This is a genomic window from Serratia sp. 121840015-1, from assembly GCF_053627655.1.
On the sequence record NZ_JBSEYF010000001.1, the window covers coordinates 949,993 to 968,128 of the forward strand.

At 58.7% G+C, this 18,136-nt stretch carries 14 protein-coding genes; 9 read left to right on the forward strand and 5 right to left on the reverse strand.

Going from position 1 to position 18,136, the window contains the following annotated elements; all coding sequences use genetic code 11:
• Window positions 1–164: 164 nt before the first annotated feature.
• Window positions 165–4,136: a trifunctional transcriptional regulator/proline dehydrogenase/L-glutamate gamma-semialdehyde dehydrogenase gene (putA, locus tag ACUXAC_RS04585; protein WP_454266519.1), complete on the reverse strand. Its 3,972-nt coding sequence runs from the start codon at window positions 4,134–4,136 to the stop codon at window positions 165–167.
• A 571-nt stretch (window positions 4,137–4,707) separates the two neighbouring features.
• On the opposite strand from putA, the gene putP reads away from it, so the two are divergent.
• The 6 genes from putP to lpxO all read left to right on the forward strand — a co-directional run bounded on the left by putP (window position 4,708) and on the right by lpxO (window position 12,394).
• Entirely contained in the window at window positions 4,708–6,192 is a 1,485-nt protein-coding gene (putP, locus tag ACUXAC_RS04590; RefSeq protein ID WP_033634960.1) for a sodium/proline symporter PutP, read from the forward strand.
• A gap of 245 nt (window positions 6,193–6,437) precedes the next feature.
• Window positions 6,438–7,283, forward strand: a complete 846-nt coding sequence (efeU, locus tag ACUXAC_RS04595; protein ID WP_454266520.1) for an iron uptake transporter permease EfeU — start codon at window positions 6,438–6,440, stop codon at window positions 7,281–7,283.
• Between the two features lie 20 nt (window positions 7,284–7,303).
• On the forward strand, window positions 7,304–8,440 hold the full coding sequence (gene efeO, locus ACUXAC_RS04600) for an iron uptake system protein EfeO (protein ID WP_047730479.1): 1,137 nt from the start codon (window positions 7,304–7,306) through the stop codon (window positions 8,438–8,440).
• An 11-nt stretch (window positions 8,441–8,451) separates the two neighbouring features.
• The gene (gene efeB / locus ACUXAC_RS04605; protein WP_047730480.1) at window positions 8,452–9,750 is read left to right on the forward strand and encodes an iron uptake transporter deferrochelatase/peroxidase subunit; all 1,299 of its coding nucleotides are present in this window, start codon (window positions 8,452–8,454) and stop codon (window positions 9,748–9,750) included.
• A 718-nt stretch (window positions 9,751–10,468) separates the two neighbouring features.
• Window positions 10,469–11,257, forward strand: a complete 789-nt coding sequence (gene phoH, locus ACUXAC_RS04610) for a phosphate starvation-inducible protein PhoH (protein WP_015378226.1) — start codon at window positions 10,469–10,471, stop codon at window positions 11,255–11,257.
• A gap of 234 nt (window positions 11,258–11,491) precedes the next feature.
• A complete protein-coding gene (gene lpxO, locus ACUXAC_RS04615) occupies window positions 11,492–12,394 on the forward strand; it encodes a lipid A hydroxylase LpxO (RefSeq protein WP_025303230.1) in 903 nt (300 codons plus the stop codon).
• 36 nt (window positions 12,395–12,430) lie between these two features.
• Here lpxO and chaA read toward each other — a convergent pair whose 3' ends face one another.
• Together chaA and ACUXAC_RS04625 are read right to left on the reverse strand one after the other, a co-directional pair.
• Complete coding sequence (chaA, locus tag ACUXAC_RS04620) at window positions 12,431–13,534, reverse strand: sodium-potassium/proton antiporter ChaA (RefSeq protein ID WP_060424093.1); 1,104 nt, start codon at window positions 13,532–13,534, stop codon at window positions 12,431–12,433.
• Window positions 13,535–13,828: 294 nt separating this feature from the next.
• Window positions 13,829–14,647: a siderophore-interacting protein gene (locus tag ACUXAC_RS04625; protein WP_060424091.1), complete on the reverse strand. Its 819-nt coding sequence runs from the start codon at window positions 14,645–14,647 to the stop codon at window positions 13,829–13,831.
• Between the two features lie 130 nt (window positions 14,648–14,777).
• On the opposite strand from ACUXAC_RS04625, the gene chaB reads away from it, so the two are divergent.
• The 3 genes from chaB to cbl all read left to right on the forward strand — a co-directional run bounded on the left by chaB (window position 14,778) and on the right by cbl (window position 17,206).
• On the forward strand, window positions 14,778–15,005 hold the full coding sequence (gene chaB, locus ACUXAC_RS04630; RefSeq protein ID WP_049202016.1) for a putative cation transport regulator ChaB: 228 nt from the start codon (window positions 14,778–14,780) through the stop codon (window positions 15,003–15,005).
• Window positions 15,006–15,254: 249 nt separating this feature from the next.
• Window positions 15,255–15,950 (forward strand): gamma-glutamylcyclotransferase, encoded by a 696-nt coding sequence (locus tag ACUXAC_RS04635; RefSeq protein ID WP_049202018.1) that lies wholly within the window; start codon window positions 15,255–15,257, stop codon window positions 15,948–15,950.
• 302 nt (window positions 15,951–16,252) lie between these two features.
• Entirely contained in the window at window positions 16,253–17,206 is a 954-nt protein-coding gene (gene cbl, locus ACUXAC_RS04640; protein WP_454266521.1) for an HTH-type transcriptional regulator Cbl, read from the forward strand.
• Between the two features lie 42 nt (window positions 17,207–17,248).
• On the opposite strand, the gene ACUXAC_RS04645 is transcribed toward cbl, so the two are convergent.
• Both ACUXAC_RS04645 and ACUXAC_RS04650 read right to left on the reverse strand, forming a co-directional pair.
• Window positions 17,249–17,440, reverse strand: coding sequence for a hypothetical protein (locus ACUXAC_RS04645; protein ID WP_033634949.1), 192 nt, complete (start codon window positions 17,438–17,440; stop codon window positions 17,249–17,251).
• The gene (locus tag ACUXAC_RS04650; protein ID WP_454266522.1) at window positions 17,430–18,077 is read right to left on the reverse strand and encodes a hypothetical protein; all 648 of its coding nucleotides are present in this window, start codon (window positions 18,075–18,077) and stop codon (window positions 17,430–17,432) included. Before ACUXAC_RS04650 ends, ACUXAC_RS04645 begins: the two co-directional genes overlap by 11 nt.
• Window positions 18,078–18,136: the final 59 nt, after the last annotated feature.

The following is an 18,136-nucleotide window of genomic DNA, read 5'->3' on the forward strand; positions in this document are numbered from 1 at the left end:
GCTCACCCTGTTGTTATCGTCCATTAGGCGCCACATCCTCATGCCAGGATAACAAGACGCTAACGGCTGACCGGGCTGCGGGCAATAAAAAACCCTGCACAAGTGCAGGGTTTGCGTAGCGGTGAGCAACTCAGGCGGCAATCCATGGCCGCGTTGATGATGCGTTAACCGATGGTCATCAGGCTGGCGTTGCCGCCGGCGGCGGCGGTGTTGACGCTCAGCGAACGTTCGATAAGCAGGCGTTCCAACAGGATGTTGGTTTCACCATGGGCGAAGCCCTGTACCGAAACGATGGCGCCGCCGCGCTGCGCGATCTGTTCGCACAGGGTGCGCAGCTGATCGGCATCGCCGTGGTAGATGGCGGCGTCGAACTCGACCTTGTCCTGCTGCCAGTCTTTGCTGAAGGCGATGCGCGCCTGCACATCGTTCGGCAAGCGGCGGAACAGATTGCGCTGCAGTTCCGCTTCCGGCCACAGCACGCAGCTGCCAACCGCCAGCACGGCGGCCAGTTGGATCAGCGCGTCGGCTTCGTTATCCGCCAGGCACAGCACGCGTTCACGTGGCAGCAGGGCATAGGTATTGCGCTCGCCGGTCGGGCCCGGCAGCGGACGTACGGTGCCGCCCTGGCCCAGTTCCGCATAGCGCTGCGCCAAAGCCGCCAGTTCGCCTTGTTGGCTGGTGACCGCCCATTTCTCCAGCGATTGCAGTGCGCCCAGCAGTTGCGGCCGTGCGGTAGCTTCCATCGGGCGCTCTTCGTCCTGACGGTGCAGCGTACGCTGCAGCGCGTCGTCCGGACGGTTAGCCAGCAGACGGTACAGGTACAGCGGGCCGCCGGCTTTCGGGCCGGTGCCCGACAGGCCTTCGCCGCCGAACGGCTGCACGCCGACCACCGCGCCAACCATGTTACGGTTGACGTACAGGTTGCCGACCTTGGCGCGTTCGGTCACCCGGGCGATGGTTTCATCGATACGGGTGTGAATGCCCAGCGTCAGGCCATAACCGGCGGCGTTGATCTGATCGACCAGCGCGTCCAGATTGTTGCGCTGGAAGCGCACCACGTGCAGCACCGGGCCAAAGATCTCTTTTTGCAGCTCGTCGAAGCTGTCGAGTTCGATCAGCGTCGGTTTGATGAAGGTGCCGCGCGCCCACTCTTTCTCATCCTGCGCGCTGCCTTTGGCGGCCTGGTACACCTTGCGGCCTTTGGCGCGCATCGCCTGGATATGGCGTTCGATGCCGGTTTTGGCTTCGGCGTCGATCACCGGGCCCACGTCGGTAGACAGGCGCTCCGGGTTACCCATGCGGCATTCGGCCATCGCGCCGCGCAGCATTTGCAGCGTGTGCTCGGCCACGTCTTCCTGAATGCACAGGATACGCAGCGCGGAGCAGCGCTGGCCGGCGCTGTCGAAGGCGGAGGCCACTACGTCGGTGACGACCTGTTCGGTCAGGGCCGAAGAGTCGACGATCATGGCGTTCAGGCCGCCGGTTTCGGCGATCAGCGGCGTCGGACGGCCTTGCGGATCCAGGCGACCGGCGATGCTGCGCTGCAGAATGCCGGCGACGTCGGTGGAACCGGTAAACATCACGCCGCGGACGCGGGCATCGTTGACCAGCGTTGAGCCGACGGTTTCACCCTGGCCCGGCAGCAGCTGCAGCACGCCTTGCGGAATGCCGGCTTCCAGCAGGATGCGCACCGCCTGCGCGGCGACCAATGGCGTTTGCTCGGCCGGTTTGGCCAGCACGCTGTTGCCCGCCGCCAGCGCCGCGGCGATTTGGCCGGTGAAGATCGCCAGCGGGAAGTTCCACGGGCTGATGCAGACCACTGGGCCCAGCGGACGGTGGCTGTCGTTGGCGAAATCGTCGCGCACCTGGCCGGCGTAGTAGTGCAGGAAGTCCACCGCTTCGCGCACTTCGGCGATGGCGTTGTTGAAGGTTTTACCCGCTTCACGCACCAGAATGCCCAGCAGGCTTTGCAGCTGACTCTCCATCAACTCGGCGGCGCGTTCGAGGATCGCGGCGCGCTCCGTCGGCGGCGTAGCGAACCAGATTGGGCCGGCGGCCGCGGCGGCGTCGAGCGCACGGCTGACTTCGCCTTCGGTGGCTTCACGCACGTAGCCGACCACATCGCCCGGCTCGGCCGGGTTGATTACCGGTTGCTCCACGCCCTGATCCAATTCGGCGTCGATGATCGGTTCCGCGCGCCACGGATGGCTGGCGCTGGTGAGCAGGGCGCTGGAGAGCGAGGCCAGACGCTGTTCGTTGGACAGATCCAGACCGCTGGAGTTAGTGCGTTTCTCGCCGTACAGCTCGCGCGGCAGCGGAATACGCGGATGCGGCAGGCCAATCTGGCCTTCGCTGGCTGCCAGCGTTTCCACGGCGCTGACCGGATCGGCCACCAGCTCGTCGAGCGGCAGGGTGGCATCGGCGATGCGGTTGACGAACGAGGTGTTGGCGCCGTTTTCCAGCAGGCGGCGCACCAGGTAAGCCAGCAGCGTTTCATGGGTGCCGACCGGCGCATAGATGCGGCAAGGGCGGTTCAGTTTGCCGTCGGCCACTTTACCCACCACCTGCTCGTACAGCGGCTCACCCATGCCGTGCAGGCACTGGAACTCATACTGCCCAGGGTAGTAGTTGTTGCCGGCCAGATGATAGATGGCGCTCAGGGTATGGGCGTTGTGGGTCGCGAACTGCGGATAGATCAGGTTCGGCACCGACAGCAGCTTGCGGGCGCAGGCCAGGTAAGAAACGTCGGTATAGACCTTGCGGGTGTAGACCGGGTAGCCTTCCAGGCCGTCCATCTGGGCGCGTTTGATTTCGCTGTCCCAGTAGGCGCCCTTCACCAGACGGATCATCAGGCGACGGCGGCTGCGTTGCGCCATGTCGATCACCGCGTCGATGGCGAACGGACAACGTTTTTGGTAGGCCTGGATCACGAAGCCGATGCCATTCCAGCCGGCCAGCTGCGGTTCGAAGCACAGCTTCTCCAGCAGATCGAGCGAGATCTCCAGGCGGTCGGCCTCTTCGGCATCGATGTTGATGCCGATATCGTACTGGCGTGCCTGCAGGGTCAGCGACAGCAGGCGCGGGTAGAGCTCTTCCATGACGCGTTCGTACTGCGCGCGGCTGTAGCGCGGGTGCAGGGCGGACAGCTTGATGGAGATGCCGGGGCCTTCATAGATGCCACGGCCGTTGGAGGCTTTGCCGATGGCGTGGATCGCCTGCTGGTAGGAAACCAGGTAGGCTTGCGCGTCGGCTTCGGTCAGGGCGGCTTCGCCCAGCATGTCGTAGGAGTAGCGGAAGCCTTTTTCTTCGAGCTTGCGCGCGTTGGCCAGCGCCTCGGCGATGGTTTCGCCGGTCACGAACTGTTCGCCCATCAGGCGCATCGCCATGTCCACGCCTTTGCGGATCAGCGGCTCGCCGCTCTTGCCGATAATGCGGTTCAGCGAACGGGACAGATTGGCTTCGTTATGCGTGGACACCAGCTTGCCGGTGAACAGCAGGCCCCAGGTGGCGGCGTTGACGAACAGCGACGGGCTGCGCCCCAGGTGCGAGTGCCAGTTGCCGTTGCTGATCTTGTCGCGGATCAGGGCATCGCGGGTCGGTTTGTCCGGAATACGCAACAGCGCTTCCGCCAGGCACATCAGCGCCACGCCTTCCTGCGAGGAGAGGGAGAACTCTTGCAGCAGGCCTTGCACCATGCCGGCGCGGCCGTTTGCACTTTTTTGGTTACGTAACTTCTCGGCGATGCCGTAGGCCATTTTGTGAGTAGCCTGAGCAAGATCGACGGGTAATCGCGCCTGTTCGAGCAACATCGGCACCGCTTCGGTCTCCGGGCGACGATAGGCGGCGGTGATGGCGGCGCGGGTGACCGACTGCGGCAGAATTTGTTCGGCGAAATCGAGGAATGGCTGGTGTGACTCTTCCTGCGCTTGCGGCATAATGTCGTCCGCTTCAGGCTGGCCCGCAGCGGCCAGCGCTGGAATTTCAGGAATATCGGAACCGCTCTCGAGACGCTCGAGGTAATTAAAGATGGCCTGCTTGATGAGCCAGTGCGGCGTGCGATCGATACGCTGTGCGGCGCTCTTGATCCGGTCGCGTGTTGCCTCGTCGAGTTTCACGCCCATTGTGGTAGTGCCCATGCCTATCCAACTCCTGTGTTTAGAACCTATCCCATCAGGCTAGACAAACAGCAGGCCGGAAAGCCTGTTGGGATAGGTTCGTGTGATGTGTGGTGTCAAGAATGCAGACAATATCCTGCATGTTGCAACTTTGTGCAACCTTGTTAAATCAGGCTGATGAGCGAAGTGTGAGTTTCATCGATTTTTTAACATGGGCAGTTGGCACGAATGTTGCGTTATTGAGCGAATGCGGCGGGGTTTATGATGCCGCAAACGCTTTACCTTGCGGTATATAAGGGTAATAACCAGGTGCAACTCATTTTGCTTGTCGTGAGTGCAACCTTTAGGCCCGGTAAATGTGACGCAGGGTAAACTTTGTGTAACTTTGTTGTTAAATATCTTGTTGGTTGATGAAAGGCTCATCTAGGATAACCGACGGTCAACAATTACGGGCAGAAACTATTTTACCTGCACTTGCTAGCAGGCTGCGCCACGTTCCGGCGCGGCGGCCAGTGAAATGCATTGCGCGTGGGTTTACCGGCGCCGGCTTGGCCGGAGCGAAACGCGAATAATAATGAAAGTGGAGAATTAAATGACAATGAGCACACCTATGCTGGTGACCTTCCTGGTGTACATTTTCGGGATGGTGCTGATCGGCCTGCTTGCCTACCGGGCAACCAACAACTTTGATGACTATATTCTCGGCGGCCGCAGTTTGGGCAGCGTGGTGACCGCGCTGTCCGCCGGCGCTTCCGACATGAGCGGCTGGTTGCTGATGGGCCTGCCGGGCGCCATCTTCCTCTCCGGCATCTCCGAAAGCTGGATCGCTATCGGCCTGACCATCGGCGCTTACCTGAACTGGAAGCTGGTGGCAGGAAGGCTGCGAGTACATACCGAAGCCAACAACAACGCCCTGACGCTGCCGGATTATTTCACCAGCCGCTTTGAAGACAACAGCAAGCTGCTGCGCGTGATCTCGGCCATCGTCATCCTGGTGTTCTTCACCATTTACTGCGCCTCCGGCATCGTAGCCGGCGCGCGCCTGTTCGAAAGCACCTTCGGCATGAGCTACGAAACCGCCCTGTGGGCCGGCGCCGCGGCGACCATCCTCTACACCTTTATCGGCGGTTTCCTGGCGGTAAGCTGGACCGACACCGTGCAGGCCAGCCTGATGATTTTCGCGCTGATCCTGACGCCGGTGATCGTGATCTTCGCCGTCGGCGGCATCGATACCTCGATGCTGGTGATCCAGGCGCAGAACCCGGCCAACCTCGACATGCTGAAAGGGCTGAACTTCGTCGCCATCCTGTCGCTGCTGGGGTGGGGCCTGGGCTACTTCGGCCAGCCGCACATCCTGGCGCGTTTCATGGCGGCGGATTCTCACCGCACCATCCGCAGCGCGCGTCGCATCAGCATGACCTGGATGATCCTGTGCCTGGCCGGCACCATCGCCGTCGGTTTCTTCGGTATTGCTTACTTCGCCAACAACCCGGATCAAGCCGGTAACGTGTCGCAGAACGGGGAACGCGTGTTCATCGAACTGGCGATGCTGCTGTTCAACCCATGGGTAGCAGGCGTGCTGCTGTCGGCGATTCTGGCGGCGGTCATGAGTACCCTGAGCTGCCAGCTGCTGGTGTGCTCCAGCGCGATCACCGAAGACCTGTACAAGGCGTTCCTGCGTAAAGGCGCCAGCCAGCGCGAGCTGGTGTGGGTCGGCCGCGTGATGGTGCTGGTGGTGGCCTTGATCGCCATCGCGCTGGCGGCCAATCCGGAGAACCGCGTGCTGGGCCTGGTGAGCTACGCCTGGGCCGGTTTCGGCGCCGCCTTCGGTCCGGTGGTGCTGATTTCGGTGATGTGGTCGCGCATGACCCGCAACGGCGCGCTGGCCGGTATGCTGGTCGGTGCGGTGACGGTGATCGTCTGGAAACAGTACGAATGGCTGGGGCTGTATGAAATCATCCCTGGCTTCATCCTGGGTTGCCTCGCCATCGTGGTGGTGAGCCTGATGGGCCGCCAGCCTTCCGCCACCATGACCGAGCGTTTCGATCAGGCGGAAGCCGAGTACAAAACGGTGTAACGCCGTTCGATGTCAGTCGGTAAGGGGCGCGCAGAGCGCCCCTTTTTTTTGTCTGCCGATCGCCGTCATCCAGCTGTAACACCTGGCGACATTTGATTAGAAAAAATCACCGTCATGCCTCTTGTATTTATTCTTGGCAGAATGATAATCACTCTCGTTGGTTTTTACGTTTCTTTACATAGTCGCCGCGGCTCATTTCGCAACCACCGTCTCTGCCGCCGCGGTCTTTTCAGGGGTGATTATTTATGTTCGTTCCCTTTCTTATCATGTTCCGTGAGGGGCTGGAGGCCGCGCTGATCGTCAGCCTGATCGCCAGCTACCTGAAGCGCACGCAGCGCAGCCAATGGCTGGGCGCGGTGTGGATCGGCGTGATTGTCGCTGCGGCGCTGTGTCTGACGCTCGGCATCTTCATCAATGAAACCACCGGCGAGTTCCCGCAGAAACAGCAGGAGCTGTTCGAGGGCATCGTGGCGGTGGTGGCGGTGGTGATCCTCACCTATATGGTGTTCTGGATGCGTAAGGTGTCCAAGTCGGTCAAGGTGCATCTGGAAGGGGCGATCGATCAGGCGCTCAGCGCCGGTAAAGGGCAGGGTTGGGCGCTGGTTGCGATGGTGTTTTTCGCCGTGGCGCGCGAAGGGCTGGAGTCGGTGTTCTTCCTGCTGGCGGCGTTCCAGCAAGACGTGGGCGCCGCGGCGCCGATCGGCGCGGTGCTCGGCCTGGTGGCCGCCATCGTGCTGGGCATGATGATTTATTGGGGCGGGGTGAAGCTGCACCTGGCCAAGTTTTTCAAATGGACCAGCCTGTTCATTCTGTTCGTCGCCGCCGGCCTGGCCGCCGGGGCGATCCGCGCCTTCCACGAAGCCGGCCTGTGGAACCACTTCCAGGACATCGCCTTCGATTTCAGCAGCACCCTGTCGACCCATTCGCTGTTCGGCACCCTGCTGGAAGGTATTCTCGGTTATCAGGAAGCGCCGACGGTCAGCGAAGTGGCCGTCTATTTCCTGTATCTGATCCCGGCGCTGATTTTCTTTTTCCTGCCGCAGCGCGCGGAGCCGGCAGCGGCCCCGGCGCAACGTAAAATCAATCATTAATGTTTAATAGGGAATCTCGTATGTCTACTCCGTTATTTCGCCGCAAGGCGTTGCACGCAGCATTACTGGCTATCCCGGCGTTTGCGCTGAGCATCGACGCGTTGGCGGCGGACGTGCCGCAGGTCAAAGTCACGGTCAACGACAAGCAGTGCGAACCGATGCAGCTGACGGTGCCGGCCGGCAAGACGCAGTTTGTGGTGCATAACACCAGCCAGAAAAACGTCGAATGGGAAATCCTGAAAGGGGTGATGGTGGTGGAAGAGCGCGAAAACATCGCGCCGGGCTTCACCCAGAAAATGACCGCCACGCTGGAAGCGGGCGAATACGACATGACCTGCGGGCTGCTGAGCAACCCGAAAGGCAAACTGACCGTCACTGCAGCCACCAACGGTGCCACCGACGGCAAACCAAACGCGCTGGATCTGGTTGGCCCGATCGCCGAATACAAAGTCTACGTTATCAAAGAAGTCGACGGGCTGGTGAAACAGACCAAGCTGTTCACCGACGCGGTGAAGGCCGGCAACGTGGAGCAAGCGCGCAAGCTGTACGCGCCGACCCGCCAGCACTATGAGCGCATCGAGCCGATCGCCGAGCTGTTCTCCGATCTGGACGGCAGCATCGACGCCCGTGAAGACGACTACGAGAAGAAATCGGCGGATCCGAACTTTACCGGCTTCCACCGTCTGGAGAAGGCGCTGTTTGCCGACAACTCGACCAAAGACATGGGCAAATATGCCGATCGTCTGTATCACGACACCGTTGAACTGCAAAAACGCGTGGGTGAACTGACCTTCCCGCCGAGCAAGGTGGTGGGCGGCGCAGCCGGGCTGATCGAAGAAGTGGCGGCCAGCAAGATCAGCGGTGAAGAAGACCGTTACAGCCGCACCGACCTGTGGGATTTCCAGGCCAACGTCGACGGCGCGCAGAAGATCGTCAACCTGCTGCGCCCGCTGTTGGTCAAAGCCAACAAGCCGCTGCTGGACAAAATCGACGCCAACTTCAAAACCGTCGACACCATTTTGGCGAAGTACCAAACCAAAGAGGGGTATGAGTCCTATGAGAAGCTGACCGATGCCGACCGCAATGCGTTGAAAGGGCCGATCACCACGCTGGCGGAAGACCTTTCCCAACTGCGCGGCGTATTGGGTCTGGACTGAGGCATAAGGTTATGAGCAACAAGGCAGGCCCGAATAACGGGCCTCACCCGCACTCTCAGGAGGCGGCATCCCCTTCACGCCGCCGTTTGCTGCAGGGGCTGGGGCTGAGCGCGCTGGCGCTGGGCGGCAGCCGCCTGGTGCAGGCGGCGGACAAAGCGGCGGAGCCGTTGGCGGCGCCGCAGGATGAGCGCTGGCAGAAACAGCCGTTTTATGGCCGCCATCAGGCCGGGGTGCTGACCCCGCAACAGGCGGCGATGATGCTGGTGGCGTTCGACGTGCTGGCGACCAGCAAAGCGGATCTGGAGCGCCTGTTCCGGCTGCTGACTGACCGCATCGCGTTCCTGACCCACGGCGGCAAGGCGCCGGAGGTGGACGCCAAATTGCCGCCGCTCGATTCGGGGATCATGGGGCCGGAGATTTACCCGGACAACCTGACCATCACCGTCTCGGTCGGCGCATCGCTGTTCGACGAACGTTTTGGCCTGCAGGCGCAAAAGCCGCTGCGGTTGCAGAAAATGACCCGCTTCCCCAACGATGCGCTGGACGCCGGGCTTTGCCACGGTGATCTGCTGCTGCAGATCTGCGCCAACACCAATGAAACGGTGATCCACGCACTGCGCGACATCATCAAGCATTCGCCGGATCTGCTCAGCGTGCGCTGGAAGCGCGAAGGGTTTATCTCCGCGCATGCGGCGCGCAGCAAAGGCAAAGAGACGCCGATCAACCTGCTGGGTTTCAAAGACGGCACCGCCAACCCGAAAACCGACGACAAACCGCTGATGGATAAGGTGGTGTGGGTCGGCGACAACGTCGGCGAGCCGGCGTGGACGGCGGGCGGCAGCTACCAGGCGGCGCGTATTATTCGCTTCCGCGTGGAGTTTTGGGATCGCACGCCGCTGCAGGAGCAGGAAACCATTTTCGGCCGCGAAAAGCACAGCGGCGCGCCGCTCGGCATGAAGCATGAACATGACGAGCCGAACTACGCGAACGATCCCGACGGCAAGGTGATCCCGATGGACGCGCACATCCGGTTGGCTAACCCCCGCACGCCGGAAAGCCAAAGTAACCTTATGTTGCGACGTGGCTACAGCTATTCCCTTGGCGTTTCCAATGCCGGGCAGCTGGAAATGGGGCTGCTGTTCGTCTGCTATCAGGCCGATCTGGAAAAAGGATTCCTGACGGTGCAAAAAAGGCTCAACGGCGAAGCGCTGGAAGAATACATCAAGCCGATCGGCGGCGGATACTTCTTCGTATTGCCGGGGGTGAAAGAGGGCGGCGACTATTTGGCCAGCGGCCTGCTCAAGGCCTGAGCACGCAATGACGAGGCGGGATCTTCCGCCTCGTTTTACGTTGGCTTGCCTATTGTGCTGGACATTAAGCGACGGAGTTCAATTCAATCCGTCGCCTGCGGATTAAAAAATCTGAAGGGCCCGCCGACTTTGGGGTGTGCAAATTTTAATCGAGAAACTAAAGTGTCATTCGCGGCTTTTAATTGTAATTAATTGATATTAATAGGATAAAAATTTTTCTGGAATGACGCGCCGAGCGTGATATAGTGTTTTTGCGCTAACTGAAAACAAAAGATATAAAATTTTTTTACATTTTAGTAACGCGGCAGGATTGAATGTCATTATACTGTAATCATCTGGCGGTAGTTTTCACACGGTGCACAGCTTGAAGCTGTAAATATCACTGCGGGGATCGCTAATGGTAAAGTCCTTGGTTGGGCTGGAAAGAAAAAATAACACATCTCCCCTGATTTCTCGTTGTAACGAGGGTTCTCTCTCCGACTCTCTTTTACCGGCAACCCCGCACTCTTATCGCTATCGAACCTCATCACTTTTTACTCCACGTTTTTTAATGCAGTCCGCGTTGTCCCGTGAAGACACGGCGCTTAAGCGTTGCCGTCGATTCACCTTGTCCCTTGGCTCTTATTGGCTCGGAGGAGGCCAAAACCTAATACGTGTGTGAAACATAATCGCGCGGCCTGGCCGTTGCGGTAGGTGAAACAAACTGTAAGGTGCCACTATGGGTAGACAGAAAGCAGTGATCAAAGCACGTCGTGAAGCGAAACGCGTTATTCGTCGTGACGCTCGTAGTCATCGCCAGCTGGAAGAAGAGTCTGTGACCTCGCTGGTGCAAATGGGGGGAGTCGAGTCTATCGGCATGGCGCGAGACAAGCGCGATAGCTCACCCATCGAGGCTAGAACCGAAGCTCAGGGTCATTACTTATCAGCCATAGAGAATAAGCAGCTGATCTTCGCCACCGGCGAAGCCGGCTGTGGCAAAACATTCATCAGCGCCGCCAAGGCGGCGGAGGCGCTGATCCATAAAGAGGTGGATCGGATTATCGTTACCCGTCCTGTTTTGCAGGCGGATGAAGACCTTGGCTTCTTGCCGGGTGATATCTCCGAGAAATTCGCGCCTTATTTCCGCCCGGTGTATGACATTCTGGTGCGCCGTTTAGGCTCTTCCTTTATGCAGTACTGCCTGCGCCCGGAAATCGGCAAGGTAGAGATTGCGCCGTTCGCTTATATGCGCGGACGCACCTTCGAAAATGCGGTCGTTATCCTGGATGAAGCCCAGAACGTGACCGCCAGCCAGATGAAAATGTTCCTGACCCGCCTGGGCGAAAACGTGACGGTTATCGTCAACGGCGACGTGACCCAGTGCGACTTGCCGCGCGGCGTGAAATCCGGCCTCAGCGACGCGCTGGAGCGCTTCGAAGAGGACGAGATGATCGGCGTTATCCGCTTTGAGAAACAGGACTGTGTGCGCTCTGCTTTGTGCCAGCGCACGCTCAACGCTTACAGTTAACCTATCCGCTAATGGAAAGGCCGCTTCGGCGGCCTTTTTTATCTCCGCAATTTTCCCTCTCGTTTAACCTTTGTGTAAATTATTGTGGTTTTTTGTATAGATTTTCGTTGAGTTAGCGTTAATGATTAATGGGTTCCAGATTGGCGCGCAACTTGCGTGCGCCGCCAAAAGGACACTATCTGGGGTGTGCGCCGCGCGGCGCATTGAGCGTGAGTTCCTTGATGCGATTCAAACATGAAATATATCATTCTGATTTTGCTTATTTTATGCGTCGTCTATGTGCATTACCGCGGGCGGGTTCGCTACAACGTGTGGCGACAGCTGTCTGACCATTCCACCTTTACCGCACCGCTGAACGTCTTTATGTACCTGTTTTCCCGCGTGCCGACCACGCCGTACCTGAAGCCGGAGCAGTTCCCTGAGCTGGCGGTACTGCGGGAGAATTGGGAAACCATCCGCGACGAAGGACAGAAGCTGATGGAGATCCAGCAGATCAAAGCGTCCGATCAATTCAACGACGCCGGGTTCAACTCGTTCTTCAAGACCGGCTGGAAACGCTTTTATCTGAAATGGTATGAGGACAGCCATCCTTCCGCCATGACCCTGTGCCCGCAGACCACGGAACTGCTGCGCAGCCTGCCTTCGGTCAAGGCGGCGATGTTCGCCGAACTGCCGGACGGCAGCCGTTTGCCGCGCCACCGCGATCCTTACGCCGGTTCGCTGCGTTATCACCTGGGGCTGATTACCCCCAACGATGACCGCTGCTTCATCGAGGTGGACGGCGAGCGCTACAGCTGGCGCGACGGTGAAGGCGTGATGTTCGATGAAACTTACCTGCACTACGCGGAAAATCAGAGCGGGCAGAATCGTCTGATCCTGTTCTGCGACATCGAACGGCCGATGCGCTACCGCTGGGCGCAGGCGGTGAACCACTGGCTGGGGCGCAATCTGATGAGCGCCGCCACCGCGCCGAACGAAGAGGGCGATCGCACCGGCGGCGTCAACAAGATGTTCAAATACATCTATGCGATACGCCGGGTGGGGAAACGCCTGAAGGCCTGGAACCGCACCGGTTATTACATCATCAAGTGGATTTTGTTCGGGGGGATCGCCGCGGCGATATTCTTCTCGGTATAACGAAGACAGGGGCGCACGGTGTGCGCCCCTTTTTGATCAGGCGAAGATAGTCATCATGTAGGCGGCGAACAGCGCCAGGTGGGCGGTACCGTTCAGCACGTTGGTGCGGCCGGTCGAGAACGACAACTGGCACAGCAGCAACACCGTCAACATCACCACGATATGCGGCGTTTGCAGCCCGAAGATCAGCGTCTGCCCGGTTAGGGTGGCGATGATGGTGACCGCCGGTACCGTCAGGGAGATGGTCGCCAACACCGAACCGAAGAACAGGTTCATGGCGCGTTGCACCTGATTGTTCAACACGGCGCGCAGCGCGCCCAACCCTTCAGGCGACAGGATCAGCAGCGCCACCAGGAAACCGGTGAACTGCGCCGGCGCATTCATCTTGGTCAGCAGGCCTTCCAGCGGATTGGCGTTGAACTTGGTGACGGCGATAACCGCGATCAGGTGCACGACGAGCCAGGCGGCATGCCAGGCGCTGCTGTGCGAAGAGGGCTTGCCGTGATGCGGGTCGCCATCGTCGTCTTCATGCTCATACACGAACAGGCTCTGGTGGGTTTTGGTCTGGATCACCAGGAACACGCCATACATGGCGGCGGAGATCAGCGCCACCAACAGCGCCTGCCCGGTGCTGAAGTTACCGCCCGGCAGCGCGCTCGGGAACACCAGCACGATCACCGCCAGCGGGAAAATTGCCATCAGATACTGTTTGATGCCGCCCAGGTTGACGTACTGGGTGGCGAACTTGCGCCCGCCGAGCAGCAGCGCGAAACCGACCAGGCCGGCGGAAACGATCATGATGATGGAATACAGCGTGTCGCGCATCAGCGCCGGCGCGGCGTCGCCGGTGGCCATCAGCGCCGAGATCAGGCTGACCTCGAGGATTACCACCGACAGGCTGAGGATCAGCGAGCCGTAGGGTTCCCCCAAACGGTGGGCGAGCACGTCGGCGTGGCGCACCACGCTGAAGGCGCTGCTGAGGATCCCCACCAGCGCGAGAATATTGATGCCGACGATCAGCGGAAAGTAAGTGGTGCTGCTCCACAGATTCAACACCACCAGCGCGGCGATGGGGAAGATCAGCGAGTATTCGGTGTGGCGAGATTTGGTGGATCGGCCAGGATCGTGTTGCGACTTCATGAGGGTGGCACTCCTTCTCAAACAGCGTAGCCCGTCAGCGCCGGTCGCCGTGATGCGGCAACTCTGCGTTTCCAGTAGGTATTTTATATTAGGATACACCCACGGCGCCGGTGTGATGTTGTTTTTATCTGAGAAAGCAATTGCTTGCTTTATGTGATCAGGGTAACAAAAAAACCGCACGGGGTGCGGTTTTATTTACTTACTTTTACGCAATAACGCCAATTTTTAACGTTAGATATGAGAAAAGTCGTGTTTACTTATTTAGCATGCGGTTAATAAAGGAAAATACAGCCATTAGTCGTCAATATTATCCATGATTTCATGCCGTTTATTGTGGTAACCCTCTTCATTTAGCCCCTCACGCCAGTAAGGTACGGCATAAAGACGATTACGATCGCATTGACGTTCACGGCGCAGGTAACGGCGCAGTTCTACCACCAGGCGATCTTCACCGGCGAGCCAGAAGTGCGTTTCGCCCTGCGGCAGGGATTGTGCGCGGAAACGGGCGATCAGGTCGTTGGTATTCTCCGTGCCGCCAACGATCCAATTCACCTCAACGCCGGCCGGTTTTCTCAGATCAATCACGTCGGCGGTGCTGTCGACGCGGACGAAAGCGCGCCCGGCGCTGTGCGGCGGCAGATTCTCCAGCAGCGCGGCCAGCGCAGGCAGTGAGGAGGGATCGCCCGCCAGGCAGTAGAAATCGGCCGCCGGCAACATCGGTTTGGGGCCACCCGGGTTGCTGATGCCGATTTTATCGCCGGCCTTCGCCTGGCGCGCAAAGTCGACCGCCGGGCCCTGGTGATCGTGGATCGCGAACTCGATGTCCACCTCCGCCTGTTCCGGGCGCACGGCGCGAATGGAATAGGTACGCACGATCGGGCGCACGGCGTCCGCCGCCCAGCGGGGGCCGTTTTCGGTCAGCGTCGGCAGATCCGGCTGGGTTTGGCCGGCGAGCGGCAAAAAGACCTTGATGTGCGCAGCGGCGGCGTTGGCCGGGTAGTAGCGCAGATCGGGCGCGGTAAAGGTGATGCGGCGCAGGTGCGGCGTAATGTCCTGTACGGCGCTGACGGCGATCAGGTAGGGGGCGCGTGAGCGAGGGGCTTCGGTAGTCACGGGGATCTCCTTATAGTTCGTTTGGCGGTGAGTATATCATGCCGTTTGATAATGAGAATTGTTTGCTCATTGAGGCGCAACGGCGTGTGAGCTAGGCTTAAGCATCACGGAATACGCACGGGAGGACGTGATGCCCTATCAAGACACGAACGACTTGCCGGACAATGTGAAGCATGTACTGCCGGCCCATGCTCAGGCGATCTATAAAGAAGCGTTCAACAGCGCCTGGCAACAATACCGGGATCCTGAAGACCGCCGCGGTGACGACAGCCGGGAGGAGACGGCGCACAAGGTGGCCTGGGCGGCGGTCAAGCAAAGCTATCGCAAGGGCGACGATGAGCGTTGGCACAAAAAGTAACGCTTTATGGCCTGATAAAATCGCGCAGACGTTATGCTGACCCGGCAATTAATATTATTGCTGCTCAGTACAAATACTTTTCCACGTTAACACCGCTTTGCAACTTGATTGCGCGGCGGGAAAAGAATATGTTCATTATTAATCGGTGCGGTTATTGAATTAATAAAATTCCGCACCTAAAAATAAAATTGCAAAGGTTCAGTAGTGGCGAGGGAGGACGAGAAATCGTATTCCCGGGAGGTTGTAACAGTGTTAACGCGAGATTTTCTGCAAAAAGCGGATTGCAAAACCGCATTCGGCGCTATTGAGGAGTCGCTGTTGCTGACGCCTGAACAGCGCGCAGCCTCGTTGGATTGCACGTTATCGCGCCGGCCGGATCACAGCCCGGTTTGGGTATTCGGTTACGGTTCGCTGATGTGGAACCCGGTTTTTGAATCGGAAGAAGTGCGGCCTGCCATGCTGCAGGGCTGGCACCGGGCGTTTTGCATGCGCTTGACCGCCGGGCGCGGCACGCTGCATCAGCCGGGGCGCATGCTGGCGCTGAAAGAGGGCGGCCAGACCACCGGATTGGCCTTCCGTCTGCCGGAAAGCAAGCTGCGCGAAGAGCTGGAGCTGCTGTGGAAGCGCGAAATGATCACCGATTGCTACGTGCCGACCTGGTGTGAGCTGCAGCTTGAGGGCGGTGAGGTTGTCACTGCGCTGGTGTTCGTGATGAACGCGCAGCACCCGCTGTTTGAAGCAGACACCAGCCACCAGGTGATCGCGCCATTGATCGCCAGCGCCAGCGGCCCGCTGGGCACCAACGCGCAATACCTGTTTGCGCTGGATAACGAGCTGAAGCACCACGGCATGCAGGATGATTGCATCGGCGATCTGGTGCGCTATGTACAGCAATGGTTGCAGCAGAACCGGCCCGGCGCTTTCGGGGCGGAGGCCACGGCCTGAGGCGTTGGCAGGGCGGCAAACAGTGAAGGGCTCAGCACGCTGAGCCCTTTTTCATATATCTAATACCTCTATTTAATAACTTTATTCTGCATGATTATCTAAGGCGCTTTCTTTGTGTGGTTATTTATCTCGTTATTTTTAAAGCCATTCATCATTTTCCCCCGTCGTCATCCCCCAAGAGTAACGATAAATAATTCACTTAGTATTAAATTGCATAACTAAAGGCTATTTTTTATTTGTTCAGCCCCGCAGGACTCCGTATCAATATGGAAAACGCTACCGCAAGAAACAGGGAGACGGGGATGAACTTTCAACAATTAAAAATTATTCGCGAATCGGCGCGCTGCAACTACAACCTGACCGATGTCGCCAATACCTTATTTACTTCGCAGTCCGGCGTCAGCCGGCATATTCGCGAGCTGGAAGAAGAGCTGGGCATTGAAATATTCATTCGTCGCGGCAAGCGGCTGCTGGGCATGACCGAACCCGGCAAAGAGCTGCTGGTGGTAGCGGAACGCATTCTCAACGACGCCAATAACATCCGTCGCCTGGCGGACGTCTTCAGCAGCAACGATTCGGGGCAGCTGCATATCGCGACGACGCATACCCAGGCGCGCTACAGCCTGCCGGGGGTCATCAAAGAGTTTCGCGCGCTTTACCCGCGGGTGCGGGTGGTGCTCAATCAGGGCAGCCCGGAGGAGATCGTCTCTATGCTGGCCGCCGGCGAAGCCGATATCGGCATCGCCAGCGAACGGCTGATGAGCGACGAATCGCTGGCGGCGTTCCCTTACTATCGCTGGCATCACACCATTCTGGTGCCGGAAGGGCACGAGTTGACGCGTCAGCCGCAGGTGACGCTGGAGATGCTCAGTACCTTGCCGCTGATCACTTACCGTCAGGGGATTACCGGGCGCGCGAAGCTGGATGCGGCGTTCAAAGCGGCGGGTCTGACGCCGGACATCGCGCTCAGTGCGCAGGATTCCGACGTGATTAAAACTTACGTCGAGCTGGGGTTGGGCGTGGGTGTGCTGGCGGACATGTCATATGAAAAAGAGCGCGATCGCGGGTTGGTGAGCCTCAACGCCGAGCACCTGTTTGAACCCAATACGGTATGGCTGGGCCTGAAACGCAGCCAGCTGCAGCGCAACTATGCCTGGCGTTTTATCCAGCTGTGCAACCCGACGCTGTCGCTGACCGAAATCAAGGACAAGGTCTTCTCGTCACAGCTGGATGCGGTGATTGACTACCAGATTTAGTCGGACAGCTGGGCCCCGCCAGATTGCCACGGGGAAGGGGGATTAGTCGTCGGTACGTTCGATCAGGTGACGTTTACTTTTTCTGAACGGGCCGATGGCTTCCCATTCCGGGAGTTCTTCAGGCGGACGCGGGTTGGCCATCTCCCAGCGATGGTGTTGGCGCAAAATCTCGATGGCGATGCGTTTTTGCTCTTGAATGGAGAGCGTAGGGTCGGTCAGATCCTTATTTTCCATTTTGGCTTCCTTTCTGCTCGTTATTTATACGCACCTTATCACATTTGGCCCCGTACTTTTCCAGCGATTGTATGTACTTTTTCAGTGCGTTGAAGCTGGTTTTACATGTCATGGTACCGGGTATTACTTCAAAGGCGGCCTGACGAGTATACAGCGCCAACACGCGGTGATTGATTGCGTGGCTGATAAGTATGTCCGGCGGAGGCACCGGCGTCAGCCTCTGCTCTTGCAGGTTCAGGCCATACAGATACAGTACCTGCAAGCAGTTGCGCAGCATATTGCCTTTCAGGGGATGTTGCGCTTCACGCAGGGAGAAATTCTCCAACGCGACAAGTTCGATAACGTTCTCTGCCTGGAGATAACGGTACAGGCAAAAGCCGGCGCGGCTCAGCGGGCTGGCCATTTGCCGATAGACGAAAGCGAAACTCATCGGCGTTTGGGTATGATATTTAAAAAGAGAGCGCCAATTTAACGTATGCCCGTTTTTTCTGCCTTTTTGCCAGCGCCGGTCTTGTACCGTCAGACGAGTCATAAACAGATCCGACTCAAGCAGGACGCTGTTCATGTCTGTCAGTGTTTGCTCTATCGCTCTCTCATGCCGGTGTGAGACGCCATTTTCTGGTGGATGGTTTTCCATTTTCCCGTCCCTTGGGTGACCGAGCTCACGTTAATCACCCAATGAAACAGGCTCAAACC

Coding starts and splice junctions, on each gene's coding strand:
- putA (WP_454266519.1), bottom strand. CDS start 4,136: ATGGGCACTACCACAATGGGCGTGAAACTCGACGAGGCAACACGCGAC.
- putP (WP_033634960.1), top strand. CDS start 4,708: ATGACAATGAGCACACCTATGCTGGTGACCTTCCTGGTGTACATTTTC.
- efeU (WP_454266520.1), top strand. CDS start 6,438: ATGTTCGTTCCCTTTCTTATCATGTTCCGTGAGGGGCTGGAGGCCGCG.
- efeO (WP_047730479.1), top strand. CDS start 7,304: ATGTCTACTCCGTTATTTCGCCGCAAGGCGTTGCACGCAGCATTACTG.
- efeB (WP_047730480.1), top strand. CDS start 8,452: ATGAGCAACAAGGCAGGCCCGAATAACGGGCCTCACCCGCACTCTCAG.
- phoH (WP_015378226.1), top strand. CDS start 10,469: ATGGGTAGACAGAAAGCAGTGATCAAAGCACGTCGTGAAGCGAAACGC.
- lpxO (WP_025303230.1), top strand. CDS start 11,492: ATGAAATATATCATTCTGATTTTGCTTATTTTATGCGTCGTCTATGTG.
- chaA (WP_060424093.1), bottom strand. CDS start 13,534: ATGAAGTCGCAACACGATCCTGGCCGATCCACCAAATCTCGCCACACC.
- chaB (WP_049202016.1), top strand. CDS start 14,778: ATGCCCTATCAAGACACGAACGACTTGCCGGACAATGTGAAGCATGTA.
- cbl (WP_454266521.1), top strand. CDS start 16,253: ATGAACTTTCAACAATTAAAAATTATTCGCGAATCGGCGCGCTGCAAC.
- ACUXAC_RS04645 (WP_033634949.1), bottom strand. CDS start 17,440: ATGGAAAATAAGGATCTGACCGACCCTACGCTCTCCATTCAAGAGCAA.
- ACUXAC_RS04650 (WP_454266522.1), bottom strand. CDS start 18,077: ATGGAAAACCATCCACCAGAAAATGGCGTCTCACACCGGCATGAGAGA.